A 22,920-nucleotide genomic window follows, 5' to 3' on the forward strand; every position below is an offset into this window, starting at 1 on the left:
TGCTGCGAGGGAGACTTGTTGTCAGCCCGGATCACGGAACCCAGGGTGAAAGTCCTTCGGCACCGCCACGCTGACCTTGTCCCGGGTGGCGATGTCGATGCCTTCACTGGCCACTTCGGCGAGGAAGTCGATCTGCTCGGGGGTGATGACATACGGCGGCAGGAAATACACCACGCTACCCAACGGCCGCAACAACGCACCGCGCTCCAGGGCATGCTGGAACACCGCCAGGCCACGCCGTTCCTGCCACGGATACGCGGTTTTGCTGGCCTTGTCCTTGACCATCTCGATGGCCAGCACCATGCCGGTCTGGCGTACTTCGGCGACGTTCGGGTGATCGGCCAGGTGCGCGGTGGCGCTGGCCATGCGCTGGGCCAGGGCCTGGTTGTTCTCGATGACGTTGTCTTCTTCGAAGATATCCAGCGTCGCCAGGGCCGCCGCGCAGGCCAGCGGGTTGCCGGTGTAGCTGTGGGAGTGCAGGAAGGCGCGCAGGGTCGGGTAGTCGTCGTAGAACGCGCTGTAGACCTCGTCGGTGGTCACGCACGCCGCCAGCGGCAGGTAACCGCCGGTCAGGGCCTTGGACAGGCAGAGAAAATCCGGGGTGATACCGGCCTGCTCACAAGCGAACATCGTCCCGGTGCGGCCAAAGCCGACGGCGATTTCGTCATGGATCAGGTGCACGCCATAGCGGTCGCACGCCTCGCGCAATAACTTCAGGTACACCGGGTGGTACATGCGCATGCCGCCGGCACCCTGGATCAGCGGCTCGACGATCACCGCCGCCACTGTGTCGTGGTGCTCGGCCAGGGTCTGCTCCATGGCGGCGAACAGGTTGCGCGAATGTTCTTCCCAGCCCATGCCTTCGGGACGGTGGTAGCAGTCGGGGCTCGGCACCTTGATCGTGTCCAGCAGCAACGCTTTGTAGGTTTCAGTGAACAGCGGCACATCGCCCACTGACATCGCCGCGATGGTTTCGCCGTGGTAGCTGTTGCTCAGGGTGACGAAGCGCTTCTTGTCCGGCCGGCCGCGATTGATCCAGTAGTGGAAACTCATCTTCATCGCCACTTCGATGCAGGACGAGCCGTTATCGGCATAGAAGCACCGGGTCAGGCCTTCGGGTGTCATCTTCACCAGGCGCTCGGACAGTTCGATCACGGGCTGATGGCTGAAGCCGGCCAGGATCACATGCTCCAGCTGATCGACCTGGTCCTTGATGCGCTGGTTGATGCGCGGGTTGGCATGGCCGAACACGTTGACCCACCAGGAACTGACGGCATCGAGGTAGCGCTTGCCTTCGAAATCTTCCAGCCACACGCCTTCACCGCGCTTGATGGGGATCAGTGGCAGCTGTTCGTGGTCTTTCATCTGGGTGCAGGGATGCCACAGCACCGCGAGGTCGCGTTGCATCCACTGGTTATTCAGGCCCATTTACAGTCTCCTCGAGGCGGCTCGCGGCGGGCGCGGGCAAAACAATCGCGCAAGCCTATGCAATGGCGGCCCTGGGGACAACCCATTGTGTCGTTGACGCTACTTTGAGCGAGGCGATAGACGCCGCTGGCGGCGCTTTGATGGCTGTCGTATTCTTCGCGGCTCTTCTGAGCTGTCTGGCTCGAAAAACTGAAACTACCTACGTTTACTCCGGAGTTCGTTGAATGTCTGCTGGTTGGCTGCGCGCCTGTGCGCTGGTGATGATAGGGCTGTTCAGCGTTTCGGCGCTGGCCAAGGACAAGCAACCGACGGCCATCGTCATCGGCGGCGGCCTGGCGGGACTCACCGCGGCCTATGAGCTGCAGAACAAAGGCTGGGCCGTGACGCTGCTGGAAGCCAAGCCGGACCTGGGCGGTCGCTCGGGCATGGCCACCAGCGAGTGGATCGGCAATGAGAAGACGCAGCCGGTGCTGAACAAATACGTCTCGACCTTCAAGCTGAGCACCACGCCGGCCCCGGAATTCGTGCGTACCCCCAGCTACCTGATCGACGGCACCTACTTCACCGCCGCCGACCTGGCGACCAAGCAGCCGGCCACCGCCGAAGCCCTCAAGCGCTACGAAACCACCCTGGACGACCTGGCGCGCTCCATCGAAGACCCGCAGAACCCGGCGGCCAACAACACGTTGCACGCCCTGGACCAGATCACCGTCTCCAACTGGCTCGATCGTCTGCAACTGCCAGCCACGGCGCGGCAGTTGGTGAACCAGGAGATTCGCACCCGTTATGACGAGCCTTCGCGCTTGTCACTGCTGTATTTCGCACAGCAGAGCCGAGTCTATCGGGGCGTGTCCGACCGCGACCTGCGCGCCTCGCGCCTGCTCGGCGGCAGTCCGGTACTGGCCCAGGCGTTCGTCAAGCAACTGAAAACCATCAAGACCAACTCGCCGGTGTCGGCCATCTCCCAGGACAAGGACGGCGTGACCGTCAAGGTCGGCAGCGTGGGTTACCAGGCTGACTACGTGGTGCTGGCGGTGCCGTTGCGGGCGCTGAGCAAGATCCAGTTGACCCCGGCCCTGGACGCCCAGCATCAAGGCGCGATCAAGGGCACCAACTACGGTTGGCGCGACCAGATCATGCTCAAGTTCAAGAACCCCGTCTGGGACAGCAAGGCACGCATGTCGGGCGAAATCTACAGCAACGCCGGCCTGGGCATGATGTGGATCGAGCCGGCCATGAAGGGCGGCGCCAACGTGGTCATCAACCTGTCCGGCGACAACGCCCGGGTGATGCAGGCCTTCGGCGACAAGCAGATGGTCGATCAGGTGCTGATCCGCCTGCACGCGTTTTATCCACAGGCCCGTGGCGCGTTCACCGGCTATGAAATCCGCCGCTACAGCACCGACCCGTCCACGGGCGGCGCGTACCTGGCCTTTGGCCCGGGCCAGATCAGCAAGTACTGGCGCCTGTGGGAAAAACCGTTGCAGCGTGTAGCCTTTGCCGGCGAACACACCGACACCCTGTATCCGGGCACCCTGGAAGGCGCATTGCGCAGCGGCCAGCGGGCCGCCAGCCAGGTTGAAGACCTGGCGGCCGGCAAGTCGTTCGAGCCGGCCAAGGTCGCGCCGGCGGCAACGGCCGCAGCTGCCGGTGCGGTGGCGGCGAAGAAGGGCAACTTCTTCAGCAACTTGTTTGGTGGCTCGGATGACGACAAGAAGCCGGAGCCGGTCAAGGCGCCAGAGCCGGTAACACCTGCTCCGGCCCCAACCCCTGCGCCGGTACCCGCTCCAGCGCCGGTTGCGCCAACAGTACCCGCGGCTCCGGCGAAGGTTGAGCCCGCCAAGAAAACCACAACCAAACCGGCCGCGAAAAAACCTGCCGCCAAGACCCCGGCTAAAAAAGCGCCGGTGAAGAAAGCCGCGCCGGCGAAGAAACCGGCTGCGACAACCCCGGCAGCGACTGAGACCAAGGCTCAGTAAGGCTCGGTGACGAAAAAGCGCGGCGTGTCAGCCGCGCTTTTTTTTTGCCTGTGAGTCGCCATCGCGAGCAAGCTCGCTCCCACATGGGGCGGCGGTGGCAGGCCGAACGCAGTCCTTGTGGGAGCGAGCTTGCTCGCGATGAGGACTCCAGATGCAACTGATATCACACACCGTATTGGCTTTAATCTTTCCTTAACCCACCCCTTCCAGACTGATGATCGTATTTCTCGATATTTCAAAGCGAAAATTTCCGCTTTAAATCGATAGATAACTCGCTAGTCTTGATCTCAGTTTTTACAGGATATGAGCAATGCAGCTTCGCAACTCTTCTTCTCGCTATGGCTGGGTCAGTATCGCTGTGCACTGGGGCGTTGCGCTGGTGGTGTACGGGCTGTTCGCCCTGGGCCTGTGGATGGTCGGCCTGGATTACTACAGCACCTGGCGCAAAGACGCGCCGGACCTGCACAAGAGCATTGGCCTGGTGCTGCTGGCGGTCATGTTGCTGCGGGTGGTCTGGCGGTTTGTCAGCCCGCCGCCGCCGACCCTGCCGACCTATGGCCGCCTGACCCGCGTCGGCGCCAAGCTTGGCCATAGCGCACTGTATCTCGGGTTGTTCGCCGTGATGATTGCCGGTTACCTGATTTCCACCGCAGACGGTGTCGGGATTCCGGTGTTTGGTTTGTTTGAAGTGCCCGCGCTGGTATCCGGACTGCCCGATCAGGCAGACGTCGCCGGTGAGATCCACTTCTACCTGGCATGGGCGCTGGTCATTTTTTCCGGCCTTCATGCGTTGGCAGCATTGAAACACCACTTTATCGACCGTGACGCGACCCTCAAGCGAATGCTGGGGCGCCAAGCCTGATGTTCAACCTCGACTCCAAAGGAATAGAAAGCATGTTGAAAAAGACGCTCGCCGCCCTGGCAATCGGTTCTGCCCTGCTGTCTGCCGGCCAGGCCATGGCTGCCGACTACGTGGTCGACAAGGAAGGCCAGCACGCCTTCGTCGACTTCAAGATCAGCCACCTGGGCTATAGCTACATCACGGGTACCTTCAAGGACATCGACGGCAAGTTCAGCTTCGACGCCGCCAAGCCTGAAGCCAGCAAGATCGAGTTCAACGTGAATACCGCCAGTGTGTTCACCAACCACGCCGAGCGCGACAAGCACATCGCCAGCGCTGACTTCCTGAACGCCAGCAAATTCGGCAAGGCCACCTTCGTTTCCACCAGCGTCAAGCCTACTGGCAAGAACGCTGATGGCAAGGAAACCGCCGATGTGACCGGTGACCTGACCCTGCTGGGCGTGACCAAGCCGGTCGTGGTCAAGGCCACCTTCCTGGGTGAAGGCAAGGACCCGTGGGGCGGCTACCGTGCTGGCTTCGAAGGCACCACCAGCATCAAGCGTTCGGACTTCGGCAAGCAGAAAGACCTGGGTCCAACCTCCGACGCGGTCGAACTGTACGTCTCGTTTGAAGGTGTCAAAGCGAAGTAATCTTCGCGCCTGACAAAAAACGCCCCTGGTCTTGGGACCAGGGGCGTTTTTTATTACGCGGATTTGGCAACACAGAGAACCCTGTGGGAGCGAGCTTGCTCGCGATGGCGTCTTACCAGTCGACTTGATGTTGACTGACATACCGCTATCGCGAGCAAGCTCGCTCCCACATTTGGAATGTTTCGGCCAAAAAAAGCCCCGGGTCGCGAGACCCGGGGCTTTTTCATAGCTTGGGAAAACTCAGCGATTGCGCGTCAGCAATGCCGGTTTCTCGCCCCGTGGACGGCTTGGCAGTTGATCCAGCTGTTCAGGTGTCGGGAAGCGATCGGCTTTCGATTCCTTGTGCATGATCTTCGGCTGGTTGCTGCGTGGGTTCTGCACGGCGGGTTCCTGGCGAGGCTGGTCGTCACGGGCCGGACGGCGTGGGCGGGTGTCGTCGCGACGGGCCTGGCCGTCACGGGGGGCGCCGTTGCGTGGGCCACTGCGCTTGGCCGGTGGTGTGCCGGTAGACGAGCCGTTGCTGTTGCGCGGACCGTTCTGGCGACCCTGTGGCTGGCCACTGCGCGGTGCGCCTGCACCTGCGCCCTGTGCCGGGGCACCCGGACGGCGACCGCGGCCCTGGGCCGGTTTCTGTTGTGGCACGTAGTCGACGCGGTTACCGAAGTTATCGACATCGTCATCCAGGAACTCGTCCGGGGCACGATCGGCTGCGGCGCGCGGAGCCGGGCGCTGCTGCTCACGGGCCGGGGTGCCTTCGCGGGGCTTCTGCTCGCGGGCAGGGCGTTCGCCACGGCCATTGCTGTTGCTGGCCGATTTTTCCTTGCCCTTGTCCTTGCCTTTGTCTTTGCGACCACCGCCGCCACCGCCGCCGTTCGGACCGTCGCCCCGTGGGCCACGGGCATTACGCGGATTACGCACATCCGGACGTTCGCGTACTTCAGGCTTCTCGGCTTCGATGGTGCTGGCATCGAAGCCCATCAGGTCGCCGTCGGCAATTTTCTGCTTGGTCATGCGCTCGATGCTTTTGAGCAGCTTTTCTTCGTCCGGCGCGACCAGCGAGATCGCTTCGCCCGAACGACCGGCCCGGCCGGTACGGCCGATACGGTGAACGTAATCTTCATCGACGTTCGGCAGCTCGAAGTTGACCACGTGGGGCAACTGGTCGATGTCCAGGCCACGGGCCGCGATATCGGTGGCCACCAGAATGCGCACTTCGCCAGCCTTGAAGTCGGCCAGGGCCTTGGTGCGGGCGTTCTGGCTCTTGTTGCCGTGGATCGCCACGGCTGGCAGGCCGTGCTTGTCCAGGTACTCGGCCAGGCGATTGGCGCCGTGCTTGGTGCGGGTGAAGACCAGGACCTGTTCCCAGGCGCCGGCGGTAATCAGGTGCGCCAGCAGGGCACGCTTGTGGCTGGCCGCCAGGCGGAACACCCGCTGCTCGATACGCTCGACCGTGGTGTTCGGCGGCGTGACTTCGATGCGCTCCGGGTTGTGCAGCAGCTTGCCGGCCAGGTCGGTGATGTCCTTGGAGAACGTCGCCGAAAACAGCAGGTTCTGACGCTTGGCGGGCAGGCGGGCGAGGACTTTCTTCACGTCATGGACGAAGCCCATGTCGAGCATGCGGTCGGCTTCGTCCAGCACGAGGATTTCAACGTGGGACAAATCGACGCTGCCCTGGCCGGCCAGGTCCAGCAGGCGACCGGGGCAGGCCACCAGTACATCGACGCCACGGGACATGGCCTGGACCTGGGGGTTCATGCCGACGCCGCCAAAAATGCAGGCGCTGACGAACTTCAGGTCGCGAGCGTAGACCTTGAAGCTCTCGTGTACCTGGGCCGCCAGTTCGCGGGTGGGGGTCAGGACCAGTACGCGCGGTTGGCGCGGGCCATGACGCTGGGATTTGTCTGGGTGACCGTTGGGAAACAACCGCTCCAGGATCGGAAGGGCGAAACCACCGGTTTTACCAGTGCCTGTCTGCGCCGCGACCATCAGGTCGCGACCTTGCAACACGGCGGGAATGGCCCGCTGTTGCACCGGGGTAGGCTGGGTATAGCCGGCGGCTTCGATGGCGCCGACTAAAGCCTCGGAGAGACCGAGGGAAGCAAAGGACATGAGTAATCCTGTTTTAGTGAGGGCCTGGCCCAATGGGATAGTCTTGCCGGGCGCGAATGACGTTCAACCAAAAGACGTCATCCCGTCCGGTCCTGCCGGGCCTCGAAGGCGGGTCCGGACAAGGCTCGCGCGGGCCGTAGGCGGCGCTGTAGCGGTGTCGGGATGCCTTTTGCAAGGCCGGGCGTCCGGGCGTGAGCCTGGCGGGAAGGCCGGAGTATAACAGAGCAAACGCCTCGCGCCGCTTTCCTGCTGCTCAACGGTTTATTTCAGTGCTGGCCCGGCCGGGCGAGGTGGCCTTGGCCATAGCGCCTGCGCCGTAGCGGGCGCTCAGTTCGGCATAGGCTGGTTCGCGCTTGAAACGCTTGAGTTCGGCACTGAAGCGCTGCACCAGCAAATCCATCCCGGCATTGCGCCGCACCGCCAGGTATTGGCTTTGACGGCTCACCACCACCGGGTTTTCGGTGATCTGATCGCCCAACTGCATTTGTTCGAGTACATGTCGGCCGACCCTGCGGTCGGTGATGAGCAGGTCGATCCGACCCAGTTGCAACTTGCCGAAGTTGGCTTCGTGGGTGGGCGCGGCTTCACGTTTGAACAGGGTCGACTCACTGAAGGCCTGGCTGTACAGGTAACCGGGCGACGTACCAACGGTCAGGCCGCCCAGGTCGTCGAGCGTGCGAAACGGATGGGGGCGGGCGTTGGCGTAGAACATCACGAATTCCACGTCCGACAGCGGTTCGCTGGGGTAAAGCAACAGGGCATCGCGCTCATCGCTGTGGAAAATGTCCAGCGCACCGTCCGCCAACCCTTGTTCCAGCATCGCCAGGCACCGCTTCCAGGGCAGGAACTGCCATTCCACATCGATGCCCAGGCGCTTGAACACAATGGCCGTGGTTTCGTAGTCCAGGCCGAGCATCTTGCCGTTCTCTTCGTAGACATAAGGCGCCCAGGGTTCGGTGACAATGCGCAACTTTTCGGCCTGGGCGGTCACGCTCAGGCACAAGAGAAGAAGGGTGGTCAGCAGCTGGACAATGACGGGCATGGGCCTGAGGTTACGACGAGAGCTCATCAAATAGCTAGAGCGCTCTGGCCTGTGCTCTGGTGGCCTGTTTGGTGAGTGAGTCGACTTCTGCGAATTTGAACTGACGACTCACCATGCAGGCCACTAGTTGCCTTTTGCCTGCATCAGGTGCGCATAGATGGCTTCGCGGCGCTCACCCAGCACGAGGCGAATCAGCGGATGATCGAGCCAGCGTTTGAGCTCATGGTCCTGCAGCGATTTTTCCAGGCGATGTTCGACATTCTCCAGGGCTTTTTCCCACCAGACCGGGGCGCAGGCCTGGTCGAACTCGTTGGTATGGCGATAGCAGCCATAGAGGATCTCACGCATGAACTGGCGTTTATGGCTGGGCAGCCCCAGGGTGATGAACTTATAGGCCAGGCGTTGGAAGGCCGGCGGCCGAGGCAGGGTGGCAGTGACTTGGCCGGTTTCATCCAGGGCCTGGTGGCACGTGGGTGCGGCACCGTGTTTGTCGAGCCAGGCTTTGGTCTTGGCGCGGAACAGCTGCTTGCGGCTCCAATAGTGGTGGATCAGGTCCGGGCACTCGCGCACCCGCACCGAGCGATAGGCCGCCACCGAAAGGCAGAATTCTTCCAGCGTGTAGGCACCCTTCGCCAATGGATACAGCTCATCCATCAGGGCGATCGAGCGATCCAGGACTGATGCATCGACGCAGTTGAGACCAATGACCCCGGAGTTCAGCAAGGGCGTGTCGTCGTCCGCCAGCTGACGCTGGCGCAGTGTGTCGGCCAGTGCCAGGTAAAGCCCGGCGTCTTTGTTGGCGCCATACGTCAGGCCGAAGGCGTTGCACAGCAACGTGCCAGGCTGGATGCGGCGAAACAGTTCGAGGGGGGAGCAATGGAAAAAAGTGTCGGTGTCGATCAGCAGCGCCACTTCGGCTTCTTCGAGCACTTTGCGCATCACCACGTGCTTGGCACGGAAGTGATACCCGTGGGGTTCGATCCAGGCCTGGCGGGTTTCATTGTCCAGCGGGCGCAAACGCACTGGCAGCCCTGCGTACGGTGCGCGATTGTCGGTGAACACCTGGATATCCAAGGCTTCGTCCGGTGTCTTGCGCAGACCGGCCAACGCGCTTGCGATGCTGAACAACGCTTCCTGGTGATAGGTTTCGGCCCCGTAGACCAGATAAATGAGTTGTGGGGTCGTTAGCCTGTGACCATTGGGCATCTACTGCGATCCTCCAGATGTCTATACTTAAAAAAAAGGCCTTGGTTTTCGCCAAGGCCTCTTTGTACCACCGCATTAAGTCAATTCAGCGCGGCAGCTTGAGGTTGTTCCATACCGCGAGGCTGGGCTCGGCCTGGTTAAGGGTATAGAAATGCAGCCCCGGTGCGCCGCCCTGCAACAAACGCTCACACATTTGTGTGATGACTTCCTCGCCGAAGCTTTGGATGCTTAAGGAGTCATCGCCATAGGCTTCCAGTTGTTTGCGAATCCAGCGTGGGATTTCTGCACCGCACGCGTCCGAGAAGCGCGCCAGCTTGCTGTAGTTGGTGATCGGCATGATTCCCGGCACGACAGGAATGTCGACGCCCAGCTTGCGGATACGTTCGACGAAGTAGAAATAACTGTCGGCGTTGAAGAAATACTGAGTGATGGCACTGTCGGCGCCAGCGTTGGCCTTGCGCACGAAATTGCGCAGATCGTCTTCGAAGTTGCGCGCTTGCGGGTGCATTTCCGGATACGCAGCCACTTCGACGTGGAAGTGTTCGCCGGTTTCCTCACGAATGAAGCTCACCAGTTCGTTGGCGTGGCGCAGCTCACCGCTGGCCATGCCCATGCCCGACGGCAGGTCGCCACGCAGGGCAACGATGCGCTTGATGCCGGCGGCCTTGTACTGGGTCAACAGGCTGCGCAGGTCGTCCTTGCTGTCGCCGACGCAGGACAGGTGAGGGGCCGCGGGAACTTTGACTTCGCTTTCGAGCTGCAACACGGTGTTCAGGGTGCGATCACGGGTCGAACCGCCGGCGCCATAGGTGCAGGAGAAGAAGTCGGGGTTGTAGCTGGCCAACTGGCGGGCAGTGGCAATCAGTTTTTCATGCCCAGCATCGGTCTTCGTCGGGAAGAACTCGAAGCTGTAGCGACGGTCTTGGGACATGGTCATATCCTTGGAAAACTCGTAAGCCGGAGAGGCCTGCACATGCCTTGAGAGGCGGGCTTGTGTGGGAGCGAGCCTGCTCGCGATTAGTATCACCTCGGTCCGACAGCCAGATCGAGGTGTCTGCATCGCGAGCAGGCTCGCTCCCACAAAAAAGCCTGCTCCCGTGGGGGAGCAGTGCCGATCAGTAGCGGTAAGCGTGCGGCTTGAACGGGCCTTCGACGGTGACGCCGATGTAGTCAGCCTGTTGCTTGGTCAGCTTGGTGACCACGCCGCCGAAACCGCGGACCATTTCCAGGGCCACTTCTTCGTCGAGTTTCTTGGGCAGTACTTCCACGGTCAGGCGCTCGGCTTTCTGGGCCGGCGACAGGTCGGCGTATTTCTGGCCGAACAGGAAGATCTGGGCCAGGACCTGGTTGGCGAACGAACCGTCCATGATACGGCTTGGGTGACCGGTGGCGTTGCCCAGGTTAACCAGGCGGCCTTCGGCCAGCAGGATCAGGTAGTCGTCGTTCTGTGGGTCGAAGCTGCCGGTGCCGGTGCGGTGCACCTTGTGGACCTGTGGCTTCACTTCTTCCCATGCCCAGTTCTTGCGCATGAAAGCGGTGTCGATTTCGTTGTCGAAGTGACCGATGTTGCAGACCACGGCGCGCTTCTTCAGGGCCTTGAGCATGTTGGCATCGCAGACATTGACGTTGCCGGTGGTGGTCACGATCAGGTCGATCTTGCCCAGCAGCGCCTTGTCGATGCTGGCTTCGGTGCCGTCGTTGATCCCGTCGATGAACGGCGAAACCAGCTCGAAACCGTCCATGCAAGCCTGCATGGCGCAGATCGGGTCGACTTCGGACACCTTGACGATCATGCCTTCCTGGCGCAGGGACTGGGACGAACCCTTGCCCACGTCACCGTAGCCGATCACCAGCGCCTGCTTGCCCGACAACAGGTGGTCGGTGCCGCGCTTGATGGCATCGTTGAGGCTGTGACGGCAGCCGTACTTGTTGTCGTTCTTGCTCTTGGTCACCGAGTCGTTGACGTTGATGGCCGGGATCTTCAGTTCGCCCTTGGCCAGCATGTCCAGCAGGCGGTGAACGCCGGTGGTGGTCTCTTCGGTGACGCCATGGACCTTGTCCAGTACCGCGGCATACTTCTTGTGCAGCAGCTCGGTCAGGTCGCCGCCGTCGTCGAGGATCATGTTGGCATCCCATGGCTGGCCATCCTTGAGGATGGTCTGCTCCAGGCACCACTCGTACTCCTGCTCGGTCTCGCCTTTCCAGGCGAATACCGGGATACCGGCGGCGGCGATGGCGGCAGCGGCCTGGTCCTGGGTCGAGAAGATGTTGCAGGACGACCAGCGCACTTCGGCACCCAGGGCAACCAGGGTTTCGATCAGCACAGCGGTCTGGATGGTCATGTGGATGCAGCCGAGGATTTTTGCGCCTTTCAATGGCTGTTCGCCAGAGTACTTGCGACGCAGACCCATCAGGGCTGGCATTTCGGATTCGGCGATGATGATTTCGCGACGGCCCCAGGCAGCCAGGGACATGTCGGCGACTTTGTAATCGGTAAAAGCTGCGGGCGTGATAACAGCGCTCATGAAGAGTCTCCATTCGTAATGTATGCGAATGGGCGCCGTTGTGCGTTTAGTGTCCGTGCGGGCAGGCCCGTACAAACAACGCCCCATCCGAGCCTGACAGGTCGAGCCTGCTGCAGCGCCCCTCGGACAGGTGGCGGGAACGGTCCAACGGGTGGACCGGGTAAAGCGGGGCGATTATAACGGGCTAATCGGATCTTCCAAAAGGGTTTCTGTCGGCAAATCGAAATTGCCGATGACCGTCATAGGGGCCGCGACGTAGAGCCTGGCCGTGCGGTCTGCCATGATGCAGCAATCCATCGACCAGACGCTCAGGAGTGATCATGAATTTCCACACCCGCAAATGGGTCAAGCCCGAAGACCTCAACCCCAACGGCACGCTGTTCGGCGGCAGCCTGTTGCGCTGGATCGACGAGGAGGCGGCGATCTACGCCATTGTCCAACTGGGCAACCAGCGCGTGGTCACCAAGTACATTTCGGAAATCAATTTCGTCAGCGCTTCACGCCAGGGCGACATCATCGAGCTGGGCATCACCGCCACCGAGTTTGGCCGCACCTCCATCACCCTGACCTGCGAGGTGCGCAACAAGATCACCCGCAAGAGCATCCTGACCGTGGAGAAAATGGTCTTCGTCAACCTCGGCGAAGACGGCTTGCCCGCGCCCCATGGCCGGACCGAGATCAAGTACGTCAAGGACCAGTTCAAGGATGATGTCGTCGAGTGAGATCGGCGGCGCTGTCATCGCGAGCAAGCTCGCTCCCACAAGGGTTCTGCGGTGAGGTCGAGATTCAGGTTTGCCACCAATTCCCCTGTGGGAGCGAGCTTGCTCGCGATGACGATTGCACATTCACCACCGATGCAAACAGACCCACCGCTATCGCGAGCAAGCTCGCTCCCACATTTTGTATTCGGGCACCACTGAACAGCTCCGGGCGCCGCGTGTCGTAGGTACATCACGCCACGGCTTCAGGAGTTGCATGGACACTCATAAAGACGGCAAGACCCCTGACCTTTCGGCTCAGGAGCAGCACGAAGTCGACCGTAACCAGCCGCCGCGGGCGGCCGTGTTGCATGAAATCATCCGCACCCAAGGCGATCTGGAGCTGGAACGCAGTATCGCCGCGCTCTGGTGGTCGGCCCTGGCGGCGGGGCTGACCATGGGGTTGTCGCTGATGGCGATGGGCTTGCTCAGCTCCCGGCTGCCGGATCACGAGGGCTTCAAGGTCATCGCCAGTTTCGGTTACTGCGCCGGCTTTCTCGCGGTGATCCTGGCCCGCCAGCAACTGTTCACCGAAAACACCCTGACCGCCGTGCTGCCGATCATGAGCAAACCCACGTTGGCAAACTTCGGTCGGTTGCTGCGGCTCTGGGGCGTGGTGCTGGTGGGTAACCTGTGCGGCACCTTGCTGGTGGCCTACGTGATGCTGCATCTGCCCATTTTCGACCCGCGCACCGACCAGGCTTTCCTGGAAATCGGCCGCAAGGTCATGGAGAACGACACCGGCCAGATGTTCGCCAAGGGCATCATTTCCGGCTGGATGATCGCCACCATGGTCTGGATGATCCCCTCCATGGAAAGCGCCAAGATGTGGATCATCATTCTGATCACCTACCTCATGGCGCTGGGGGATTTCACCCACATCGTCGTCGGCTCGGCCGAAGTGTCCTACCTGGTGTTCGCCGGCCAGTTGTCCTGGGAGGACTTCTGGATGGTCTTTGCCGGGCCGACGCTGGCCGGCAACATCGTCGGCGGCAGCTTCATCTTCGCTTTGATCAGCCATGCACAGATCCGCAGCGAAGTCGGCCTGCCCAAAGATAAACGCCCGGATAAGCCTGCGCGGCGCGGCGATTCGGAATAGGCGGGAACCTGGTCCCAGGCTCCCGGCGTGAGCGGCGGTTATTTGAATTGCATGTTGCGCAGTGTCTTGCGGGTTGTCGACTCCGGATCGAGCATCCCCGTGTAGCGCGACCTGTAGTTGGCGATGACCCGTTCGAGTGAATTGTTGAACGCGATCTTCTGCTCCAGTGAGTTTTTGCGGGCTTTTGGATCTTGCACTTCCTGCAGGTCCCGAATGGCCCCTTTTATCAGCTTGATGTTCGCATCGGGCTGGCCGCCGATAAAGCGCGAGGGATTCAGCACGTTTTGCACGACGTTATGGATGCGCGTGCCAATGTCGTGCAGGTGCATTTGCTCGACGGCGTGACGGGTCACCTCGGAAATGGCGCTGGTCGCGCCTCTGTCCCACTCGGCGGCAGCCTGCAGGAACTGCATGAAGTCCGGGTCATTGCCGTGGTTGAGGCGTTTTGCCAACCAATCCAGCTTGCCGGGCTGATCCGCAAGCTGGTCGAGGGCGCAGATGGCCATGTGCATTTGTGAAGTGGGTTCAAGCTTGGAGGACGTTTCGTTGGCCACCTGGATCGCTTCCTTCAATTGCGTCAACGCCAGTAGTGCGTGGCGCCTGAAGGCGACTACCTCGGCGCAGGCTTCGTCGCCTTCCAGTTCTGCGCTCAGCGGCTCGAAGTCCTTGTCGCTCAACGCCAACAGGGCGTCCTCGACCGAGGCAAACGAAAAGGTCTGCTGCGTGGCGTTGCGCTCGTCCACGTGGGTTTGAACAGCCTTGCGCAGTTCTTCCTGGAGGTGGTTCTTGGTCTCCTTGGACATGCCGAAGTTGATCGTTCCACTCACCAGGCCAGAGTAATTGCCTTTATCGGTTATCAGCGGCACGACGACGGTCTTGTCGGCAAAGCGCTTCAGTTGTTCGGCATGCCATGCAGCGCTGGCTGTATGGGGAGCCTTGAGCAACCGATCGATCAGGGCCGAGATGCCGGTGCCTCGCGGGTTTTCCTGGGCCGACTCTTCAGCCTCGAATACCAGAATCAAAGGCTCGCCGTCCGGGATCGGGCTCATGGAGGTGGCCGGGTTGTAGATGGCAGGTACCGGTGTGTTGTTCAGGATGCCGCCATCGGCAAATGCCGTGGTGGCGCCCATCGCTTGGAACGGCTGTCCTTGCAGGGTCGGCTGGCTGAATACCACCGGCAGCGACGCGGAGATATGCGCGGCCACGGCAATGTCCATATCGGGGGTCAGGTCCGCGCTGAAGACCACCAATTGCGTGCCTTCCTCGAACATGGCGGTGCCGGTGATTTCCACGGATTTGATTTGCGGGACCTCTTTGCTCAGGACGGCCAGGTCGGCAAAAGTGACGTATTGGTTCCTTTCCACATTGGCAACGGCTTGTTGCGCGTCTTCGGAAAGGGGCTCCGGGTGTTCTTTGCAACGCTGCAACAGCGATGTGCAAGCCTCCTCCCTGATCAGTTTCTCCAGTGGCATCCCTTTGGAACCCAGGCGTGGCAGCAAATCACACAACAGTTGCGCCAGCGGGAGTTTTTCCAGTTTCTCGCCCAGCTTCGACAATCCGCTCTGGATTTTCTGAACAGTAACGTTGGTGCTGTCGAGCAAGGAAATGAGAGGGATATCGTCAGAAATCCTGTCGAAGCCGGCATGATTCATACCGCTGGCGAGCAACGCTGCCGATATGGCCCCGGCAGAGGAGCCTGAAATCGTTCTGATATTGTCCATGATGCCGTTGGTTTCGAGCGTATCGACGAAGCCGGAATATGCCACCCCCTTGGCGCCACCGCCGCTCAGGACCAGTTCCGTGATGGGAGGCCGATTGATACTGACTTGAGCGCTACCGTCTTCATTTCGAACGAGGGTGATCGACCGGTCTGTCGCGCCGCATGCCAATTGTTGGGGGCATTCAGGGATGGCTTGCTTTGCGAGCTGGCCTGCGTTTTCAAACGTGTGAAGGGAGGGGGTGTGTTGCGAGATTGCTAGCATTGGTTCGTTCCGTGTGCCCGGGAGGGAGGGGGCCGAACTGTAAGCAAGATCTGAAGGCGAATTGCGTTGTGACTCAATTGGACAAATATCCGCCGGCTGCGAACGGCAGTCGGCGGATCTCAATGAAAGCCCTCTGGAACAAGGCTTCTGGAAGGTTGGTAAAACAGCTCGCAGGGATGGGGGCAAAGTCTTACTGACCGCGTTGCCCATTCGCTCACCGGCAGGGCATATTTCTCAGTTCCTCAAACAGCGACTGCCGCCAAGCGTCGTTGTCGATGGATAAAGAACAGGGCGGTCAATACCGTGAGGCCGCCGACCGCTGCTCCGGTCCAGGGTAGATCCGCCAGGTCGGCACCACTGGCCACCACCAACCCACCCATCCAGGCCCCGGCGGCGTTGCCCAGGTTGAATGCGCTCTGGTTGAGTGTGGAGCCGAGGTTCGGTGCTTCGTGGGCCTGGTCGATGATCAGCAATTGCAGGATCGGGCACAGGGCGAAGGCGAAGATGCCCCATAGCACCAGGGTGATTGCCGCCGGGATCACCGACCGGCTGGTCTGGCTGAACGCGGCCAGCACCAGCACCACGGCCAGGGCCATGCCCACCAGCGCAGGCAGCAGGCGCCGGTCCGCCAGGCGTCCACCGAGGAAGCTGCCGGCCGTCAGGCCGACGCCGAACAACAGCAGCATGACGGTGATGCCGTGGGGGCTGACACCGGTGATGTCCTGCAGGATCGGCGCGATGTAGGTGAACACGCTGAACAGACTGGTAGAGGCCAGTACGCTCATGCCCAGGGCGAGCAACACGTTGACCTTGCCCAGGACCTTGAACTCACTGGCCAGGTTGGCTTTGTCCATGGGGATTTCCTTGGGCAGCCAGATCCATTGGGCAATGGCCGCGATCACGCCGATGATCGAGACCGCCCAGAAGGTCGAGCGCCAGCCGGCGTATTGTCCCAGGGCCGTGCCCAACGGGACGCCCAGCACGTTGGCCAGGGTCAGGCCGGTGAACATCATGGCAATCGCCTGGGCCCGTTTGTTCGGCGCCACCAGCCCGGCCGCCACCACCGAACCAATGCCAAAGAATGCACCGTGGCACAGCGCAGTAATGACCCGGGCGGCCATCAGCGTGGTGTAGTTCGGCGCCAGGGCGCAAAGCATATTGCCGAGAATGAACATCAGGGTCATGCCCAGCAGCGTGGCCTTGCGCGGCATGTTGGCGGTGCCGATCGCCAGGATCGGTGCGCCGAACACCACGCCCAGGGCGTAGCCGGTGATCAGCAGCCCGGCCTGGGGGATGCTCACGGCCAGGTCCCGGGCGACATCGGGCAACAGCCCCATGATGACGAATTCAGTCGTGCCGATGCCAAAAGCGGCAACGGCCAAAGCAAGCAAGGCGAGTGGCATGCGCAGGGTCTCTGTCTGTAGTCTTGACGCTCTGATCAGGCATACGCATGCCGGCGCCCCTGTTCGAGTGAACGGGACAACCGCGAGATTATTGGAATTAGGGGTATGCGCAACTGAGTGCGGCGTGGTCGGCTTGAAGTATAAACGATCGCGAATCAATTCATGAGCCCCGCTGATCGTAGGCGCTGTCGAATGCAGCGAGGCTGCGATCTTTCCACTGACAATTGAGTCTGGCGTGAAAGATCAAAAGATCGCTGCCTTCGGCAGCTCCTACGGGTGGGGGGACAAGACAAGGAGCGTGCCGTGCTTGCGACGGCCTTGGTGTTGGTAGCGGCGCTGTTGCACGCGGCGTGGAATACCCTGATCAAATTCAGTGGCGAGCGTTTGCTGGTGGTGGCGTGCATGGACAGCGTCGCCCTGCTGTTCGTCGCGTTGACCCTGGGTTTCGTGGCATTGCCGCCGTTGGAGATCTGGCCATGGGTCCTGGCCTCGGCGGCGTTCGAGCTGTTGTACCGTTATTTGCTGATCCAGGCTTATCGGGTCGGTGACCTGGGGTTGGTCTATCCACTGATGCGTGGCCTGTCGCCGCTGGTGGTGCTGGCCCTGACGTTTATTTTCGCTGGCGAAGCGCTGACGACCCAGCAGGTCATCGGTATTTTGCTGATCCCGTTCGGCATGCTTTGCCTGTTGTGGCAGGGCGGTGGCGGCGACCGGCTGCCCTGGTCGATGCTGCCGGTGGTGGCGTTGATCGGCCTGTGCATCGGTTGCTACACCTTTATCGACGGCCACGCCCTGCGGCGTTGGTCCCATCCGCTGGATTACCTGGTCTGGGTCACGCTGCTCAGCGCCTGGCCCTTCCCCTTGCTGGCGTTGGTAAGCAAACGACCGGCGTTCATGCGGTTCTGGCACGAACAGTGGCGGCTGGGGTTGGCGGTCGGATTCTGCGTATTGTTCAGCTACGCTCTGGTGCTATGGGCCATGCAACTGGGGTCGATCGCCGAAGCGGCGGCGCTGCGGGAGATCAGCGTGATCCTGGTGGTGTTGTTTGGCATGCGCTACCTGAAAGAACCTTTTGGCCGTCCGCGGCTCTTAGCCTGCGCACTGGTGCTGATCGGCATGCTGGTGATGAAGGCCTGACCGGCGCCTGGCGCTCGATTCTCTATAAAACTCAAAAAGGAAGTGCGGTATGACGGTTGCCCTGTGGTGTGTGTTGATTGCTTTTCTCCTGCCTTACCTGTGTATCGCGATCGCCAAGGCCGGTGGGAAATACCGGTTGCAGGATAATCACGATCCGCGGGATTTTCTCGATTCACTCGACGGCGCTCCCCGGCGTGCCTACGCAGCGCAACTGAACAGCTTTGAAATCAGCCCGTTTTTCGCCGCCGCCGTGATCGTCGCGCACCTGGCCGGCAACGCCGAACTGGTCACCATCAACGTGCTGGCGGTGCTGTTCATCACCAGCCGCCTGCTCTACATCATTTGCTATCTGGCGGACTGGGCGATTCTGCGTTCGCTGGTGTGGTTCGTGGGGGTAGGGTTGGTGGCGAGTTTCTTCTTCGTTTCGATTTGAACCTGGCGGCTGAATCGTCGGCGTCTGTGCTGGCCCTATCGCGAGCAAGCTCGCTCCCACAGTTGATCGCCAGTGGACACATAGCTTGTGTGCGGCTAGATCCAATGTGGGAGCGAGCTTGCTCGCGATGGGGCCGGAACAATCAGCGCCTCTCTTCAGGGAGTGGCGGCCACTGCATTCGCCACCTGAGGCACTTGCGGCAACGCCATGCCCTTGGGCCAGAGCATCCAGATCTGCCCCTGCTGTTTCATGTCCCCGGCCAGTTGGCCCGCCGCTTCACCCGTGCCCCAGAACAGGTCCGCCCGTACTTCGCCGGTAATCGCACCACCAGTGTCCTGGGCGGCGACGGGGCGGTTCAAGGCGCTGCCGTCGGGACGAGTGGTGGATAACCACAACAGGCTGCCCAGCGGAATCACCTTGCGGTCCACCGCCACGCTGTAGCCGGCGGTCAGAGGTACATTCAGCGAGCCTCGCGGGCCTTCGTTGCTATCGGGGTTGCGGTTGAAGAACACGTAGCTGGGGTTGCTGGCGAGCAGTTCGGGAATGCGGTTCGGGTTGGCCTTGGCCCAGGCACTGATGGTGCCCATGGTCACGTCTTCTTTCTTGAGTTCGCCTTGTTCGACCAGCCAGCGTCCGATGGGGCGGTAAGGATGGCCGTTCTGGTCGGCATAGCCGATGCGCAGTTGGCGGCCGTCAGCCAATTGAATACGTCCCGAGCCCTGGATTTGCAGGAATTGCAGGTTCATGGGGTCGGTCAGCCAAGCAATGACCGGCGCCTTCACGCCGTTGGTCTCGATGGTGGCCGCGTCGTCGTACGGCTTGAGCACCCGGCCTTCGAGGCGGCCGCGCAGGCGTTTACCCTTGAGCTCAGGGTAGAGGCTGTCCAGCGACACGATGATCATGTCCTCAGGTACGCCGTAAACCGGGATATTCGCCGTGGCGGTCTGGGTGAGGCTGCCGGGGTAGACCGGCTCGTAATAGCCGGTAATCAGGCCGTTGGGGCTGTTGTCCCCTGAGCGCAGGCCATAGACGTCGAGGTTCTGTTTCAGGAAGTTGCGTATATCCTGTGGGGTTTGCGGCACATTGGCCGCTGCTGCGCAGGTCGGGCCCCAGGTCGCATCGGCTTTGAGCCGGGTGCACGCGCTGCGCCAGGAACCGAAACCGGCCAGCAGGTCTGCATCGGACACCGCCGGCAGCGCCTCCCAGGGGGCGCTGACATAGGTGGCGAGGGCGTGGGTCTGAGGTTCTTCGACCTTTTCGCCGCGGTTGCAACCGGCCAACAGTGCCATCAGCGGTAGGGTCAATGCCAGGCCTTTGTGCCAGGGCTTGATGCGGCTGTTCATGAAGATTTCCTTTGCAGCCATTCGGACGCTGTCAGGCGCTCGAACAACCCGTATTGTTGATAGGGCCATTGGTCTTTACCGATGACCCGAGGATACTAACCGCCGTTTCCTGCCCCGAGGCCAAGATGTTTGTAAAACGATTTTCCATGGCCGTGCTGGCCTGCCTGATGTTGTCCGCTTGTGGCGGCGTCGATCCCAATTCTCCCCTGGGCCAGCGCAAGACGATTTTCAAGCAGATGCTCAAGACCAATGAAGAGCTGGGTGGCATGTTGCGCGGCCGAGTCCCGTTTGACGGCGCGCGTTTCGCCGAGGGCGCGGCGCAACTGGACCAATTGTCCCATGAGCCGTGGAAGCACTTCCCGCAAGTGCGCGAGCAAGACCACACCAGCGCCCGGGATGACGTCTGGCAAAAACAGGCGCGCTTCCAGGAGCTGGCCCGCAACCTTGAAGCGGCCACCGGTGAGTTGGTGACCGCCAGCAAAGTCCAACCGTACAGGGCCAGTTACCTGGGGCCGGCGGTGCAGAAGGTCGAAGATGCGTGCAGTGCCTGTCATAAAGAGTTTCGGGATTATTGACTTGCCTTGAAGGATCGCAGGGTTCGCCAGCCAGCGCCTACGGATTGGATGGGATCCTTGTAGGCGCTGGCGAAGCCTGTGATCTTTTCAATGTTCACTTATCCAACTCATCCACCGCTTCCTGCAATTCCTTGCGGGAGGCTGCCAGCTTGTCCTTGCGTTTGTTGATCCGCTCGGCGTCGCCTTTCTTCATGGCCTTTTCCAGGTCGGCCTGACGCCGGCTGACCTCGTGCTTGGCATCGAGCACCTTGTTTTCACGCTCCTTGCGCAAGGACGCATCGGTGCAATGGGTGGTGACTTCACTCAATGCGGTTTCCAGGCCTGCCTGCTGGTCCTGGTTGCCACGGGTCTTGGCCAGTTCGATCTGGTTGATGATGCCCTGGCGCTTGGCCGCGCAGCCAGTGAGTTCCGGGGTTTGCTCGTCCGCCAACAAAGGGGCGGCCATGGCGCTGCATAAGACCAGCAGGGCAACGGGGGACAGGAAATTCATAGCAACTCCGTAAAAAAATCGCGAGCGGTCGGTACAGATGCGCTGTTGGAACGCATGTTCGCCCCTTGGGTTCAACCGCACGGGGGGCGGATTAAAAACCGTCGACCCCGGCGGAGCGTAATACGTCACTCAAGGCCAGCACCTGCGGCTCGCGAAAAAAGGCGCTCAATTGCGCGGCGCGTCCCGGTCCGATGCCGGCTTCGGCTTGCCATTGTTCAGTGCTGCGCTCGGCCAGCGCCTGCCATGGCCCTTCCAGCCGGGCCTCACCGATGGGTGGCAGGCCCAAGGCCTTGAGCCATTGCCCGAAAGGGCGTTGTCGGGCGCTGTCGAGGCTGGCGAGCAGGCGCGCGCTGGTGCGTTCGCCGAAGCCGTCAATGTTAGCAAGCTCGGCGGCATCGAGGGTCAACCAATCCAATAATCCGTGAAGCCTGCCGGCAGCCAGGAGTTTTTCCCAGGTGCCGGGGCCAACATGGGGCAGGGCGAGCCCGTGCTTGCCGCTGAGCCAGTTCAGGCGTGCGAGGAATTGGCTTTCACAGCCGGGCGTCGCTTGCCAGCAACTCAAGAAGTGGTGGTCGCTCGCCGCGGGAGCATTGACGTCCTGGCGCTCGAGGCTGCGCAGCACCACCTCGTCGAGTCGTGGAATGGTCAGCCCGGCCAGGCTGATGGCGACCCGATCGCCGGGACGGATGTCCATCTCCTCCCAGCGCTTGAGGGAACTGACGCTGACCCGGCGAATCCGCCGGTCGTCGAGCAGGGTCGGTTCAAGTTCCAGCACGGGGGTGATGCGCCCGGTACGTCCGACCTTGAAGCGCACCTTGCGCACTTCGGCCAGGGCCTGGGCATACGGGTATTTCCAGGCCACGCTCCAGAACGGCGTCCTGGCCTGCCAACGGTCGGCGGGTGGGCGGCGGCTCTGGCGCAGGACGATCCCGTCGCTGGCGAAGGGCAGCGGCGTGCGATACCAGTGGTCGCGCCACCGCTCGGCATCCTTCAGTGTCCGGACAGGCTGGTTGTAGTCGCGGGTGTCAGCGAAGCCCAGCGCGTTCAGCGCGGCCATCCGCTCTGGCAGGGTGTCGGGCCCGTCAGGCCAGTCCCAGACGAACAGGCCAATGGCGGATGCCTCCTGCGCCGTCAAATTGTTGCGCGCCATTAAACCCGCCACGGTTGCGCGGGCGTTCAGGCTGCCGCGGCTGGCTTGGACATGGGCGTCCAGGCGCCAGTACAATTCGCCTTGGACGACCAGGTCCACTGGCTGGCGCAATCGCTGCGCGATGGCGCCGATCTGGCGCGCACTCGCGGTCCAGTCATGCCCCTGGACGCCATCGCCGCGGCTGATCGCCTGATGCAGGCGGCCCTTGCGGTAAACCAGGGAGATCGCCACGCCATCGACTTTCGGTTGCACCCAGACGTCCTCTCGCCCGAGCAGCCAGGCCTCCACGGCGTTGGCGTCCTTCAGTTTTTCCAGGCCGGTATGGACGACAGGGTGCCGCACCTTTCCGCCCGCTGAGCGTAGGGGATCGTCGGGCGCCGCGAGATTGAAGCAGCGGCGCCATTGGCCCAGCTGTATGCGGGATTGATCATAAAGCTCATCGGCCACCAGCGATTGGCCGAGGCGGTGGTAACGGTCGTCCCAGGTGTCGATGTGTTGTTGCAGCGCGGCGATCTCCGCCCGGGCCCGTTCAGCAGCCCAGTCGGGACAGGGTGCGGCTACCGCGGGGAGGGCCATGAATGCGAGACAGGCGAGGGCATAGAGGAACGGTGGCATCGAAGCATCCTTGCTCGGTTGAGTATCTGAAGGCTAGTCCGCGTCCGGGCTGTTGCGAGGGGTGGAGCGTTACCGGATTTTGCGGCGCCTGGTGGCAAAGTCGCGGCGGTACAGTCCCGCGGGATTTCGGCATGCAACTGTCCCTTGAACCCCTC

18 protein-coding genes, 1 pseudogene and 1 riboswitch are annotated in these 22,920 nt (G+C 61.7%); of the genes and pseudogenes, 8 read left to right on the forward strand and 11 right to left on the reverse strand.

Features of this window, described 5'->3' with window-relative positions; translation table 11 throughout:
- Positions 1-21: 21 nt before the first annotated feature.
- Positions 22-1,428: an adenosylmethionine--8-amino-7-oxononanoate transaminase gene (locus BLO80_RS08805; RefSeq protein ID WP_092329734.1), complete on the reverse strand. Its 1,407-nt coding sequence runs from the start codon at positions 1,426-1,428 to the stop codon at positions 22-24.
- A gap of 224 nt (positions 1,429-1,652) precedes the next feature.
- On the opposite strand from BLO80_RS08805, the gene BLO80_RS08810 reads away from it, so the two are divergent.
- The 3 genes from BLO80_RS08810 to BLO80_RS08820 all read left to right on the forward strand — a co-directional run bounded on the left by BLO80_RS08810 (position 1,653) and on the right by BLO80_RS08820 (position 4,898).
- The gene (locus tag BLO80_RS08810) at positions 1,653-3,407 is read left to right on the forward strand and encodes a flavin monoamine oxidase family protein (protein WP_092329737.1); all 1,755 of its coding nucleotides are present in this window, start codon (positions 1,653-1,655) and stop codon (positions 3,405-3,407) included.
- Between the two features lie 310 nt (positions 3,408-3,717).
- Entirely contained in the window at positions 3,718-4,269 is a 552-nt protein-coding gene (locus tag BLO80_RS08815; RefSeq protein ID WP_072405882.1) for a cytochrome b, read from the forward strand.
- A 32-nt stretch (positions 4,270-4,301) separates the two neighbouring features.
- Positions 4,302-4,898 (forward strand): YceI family protein, encoded by a 597-nt coding sequence (locus BLO80_RS08820; protein WP_072405881.1) that lies wholly within the window; start codon positions 4,302-4,304, stop codon positions 4,896-4,898.
- Between the two features lie 240 nt (positions 4,899-5,138).
- Here BLO80_RS08820 and BLO80_RS08825 read toward each other — a convergent pair whose 3' ends face one another.
- The 5 genes and pseudogenes from BLO80_RS08825 to ahcY form a co-directional block, all read right to left on the reverse strand.
- Entirely contained in the window at positions 5,139-7,007 is a 1,869-nt protein-coding gene (locus BLO80_RS08825; protein ID WP_092204931.1) for an RNA helicase RhlE2, read from the reverse strand.
- Between the two features lie 231 nt (positions 7,008-7,238).
- Positions 7,239-8,049 (reverse strand): annotated as a pseudogene (locus BLO80_RS08830) (substrate-binding periplasmic protein); the annotation flags it as partial.
- Positions 8,050-8,172: 123 nt separating this feature from the next.
- A complete protein-coding gene (locus tag BLO80_RS08835) occupies positions 8,173-9,255 on the reverse strand; it encodes a hypothetical protein (RefSeq protein WP_092329740.1) in 1,083 nt (360 codons plus the stop codon).
- An 85-nt stretch (positions 9,256-9,340) separates the two neighbouring features.
- Positions 9,341-10,186, reverse strand: a complete 846-nt coding sequence (gene metF, locus BLO80_RS08840; protein ID WP_092329741.1) for a methylenetetrahydrofolate reductase [NAD(P)H] — start codon at positions 10,184-10,186, stop codon at positions 9,341-9,343.
- Between the two features lie 184 nt (positions 10,187-10,370).
- On the reverse strand, positions 10,371-11,780 hold the full coding sequence (gene ahcY / locus BLO80_RS08845; RefSeq protein WP_092204927.1) for an adenosylhomocysteinase: 1,410 nt from the start codon (positions 11,778-11,780) through the stop codon (positions 10,371-10,373).
- A gap of 23 nt (positions 11,781-11,803) precedes the next feature.
- Positions 11,804-11,910, reverse strand: a riboswitch (S-adenosyl-L-homocysteine riboswitch).
- A gap of 190 nt (positions 11,911-12,100) precedes the next feature.
- Between ahcY and BLO80_RS08850 the strand changes: the two genes are divergently transcribed.
- Positions 12,101-12,502 (forward strand): acyl-CoA thioesterase, encoded by a 402-nt coding sequence (locus BLO80_RS08850; protein ID WP_072346269.1) that lies wholly within the window; start codon positions 12,101-12,103, stop codon positions 12,500-12,502.
- 253 nt (positions 12,503-12,755) lie between these two features.
- Positions 12,756-13,637, forward strand: coding sequence for a formate/nitrite transporter family protein (locus BLO80_RS08860; protein WP_092329745.1), 882 nt, complete (start codon positions 12,756-12,758; stop codon positions 13,635-13,637).
- A 38-nt stretch (positions 13,638-13,675) separates the two neighbouring features.
- Here the strand turns inward: BLO80_RS08860 and BLO80_RS08865 are convergent, their stop codons facing one another.
- Both BLO80_RS08865 and BLO80_RS08870 read right to left on the reverse strand, forming a co-directional pair.
- Entirely contained in the window at positions 13,676-15,829 is a 2,154-nt protein-coding gene (locus BLO80_RS08865; protein ID WP_256574167.1) for a patatin-like phospholipase family protein, read from the reverse strand.
- A 32-nt stretch (positions 15,830-15,861) separates the two neighbouring features.
- Positions 15,862-17,022: an MFS transporter gene (locus BLO80_RS08870; protein WP_092329749.1), complete on the reverse strand. Its 1,161-nt coding sequence runs from the start codon at positions 17,020-17,022 to the stop codon at positions 15,862-15,864.
- Positions 17,023-17,325: 303 nt separating this feature from the next.
- Here BLO80_RS08870 and BLO80_RS08875 point away from each other — a divergent pair, with 303 nt between their 5' ends.
- Positions 17,326-18,159, forward strand: coding sequence for an EamA family transporter (locus BLO80_RS08875; RefSeq protein WP_092329760.1), 834 nt, complete (start codon positions 17,326-17,328; stop codon positions 18,157-18,159).
- Between the two features lie 49 nt (positions 18,160-18,208).
- Positions 18,209-18,592 (forward strand): MAPEG family protein, encoded by a 384-nt coding sequence (locus BLO80_RS08880; protein WP_092329763.1) that lies wholly within the window; start codon positions 18,209-18,211, stop codon positions 18,590-18,592.
- Between the two features lie 155 nt (positions 18,593-18,747).
- On the opposite strand, the gene BLO80_RS08885 is transcribed toward BLO80_RS08880, so the two are convergent.
- The gene (locus BLO80_RS08885) at positions 18,748-19,935 is read right to left on the reverse strand and encodes a murein transglycosylase A (RefSeq protein WP_092329765.1); all 1,188 of its coding nucleotides are present in this window, start codon (positions 19,933-19,935) and stop codon (positions 18,748-18,750) included.
- Between the two features lie 125 nt (positions 19,936-20,060).
- Here BLO80_RS08885 and BLO80_RS08890 point away from each other — a divergent pair, with 125 nt between their 5' ends.
- Positions 20,061-20,510, forward strand: coding sequence for a c-type cytochrome (locus BLO80_RS08890; RefSeq protein WP_060740241.1), 450 nt, complete (start codon positions 20,061-20,063; stop codon positions 20,508-20,510).
- A gap of 94 nt (positions 20,511-20,604) precedes the next feature.
- Here the strand turns inward: BLO80_RS08890 and BLO80_RS08895 are convergent, their stop codons facing one another.
- Together BLO80_RS08895 and ligB are read right to left on the reverse strand one after the other, a co-directional pair.
- Positions 20,605-21,000 (reverse strand): DUF1090 domain-containing protein, encoded by a 396-nt coding sequence (locus tag BLO80_RS08895; protein WP_092329767.1) that lies wholly within the window; start codon positions 20,998-21,000, stop codon positions 20,605-20,607.
- Between the two features lie 91 nt (positions 21,001-21,091).
- Positions 21,092-22,765, reverse strand: coding sequence for an NAD-dependent DNA ligase LigB (gene ligB / locus BLO80_RS08900; protein WP_092329771.1), 1,674 nt, complete (start codon positions 22,763-22,765; stop codon positions 21,092-21,094).
- Between the last annotated feature and the right edge of the window lie 155 nt (positions 22,766-22,920).

This window comes from Pseudomonas sp. NFACC56-3 (assembly GCF_900100025.1).
Lineage (GTDB): Bacteria > Pseudomonadota > Gammaproteobacteria > Pseudomonadales > Pseudomonadaceae > Aquipseudomonas > Aquipseudomonas fluorescens_AA.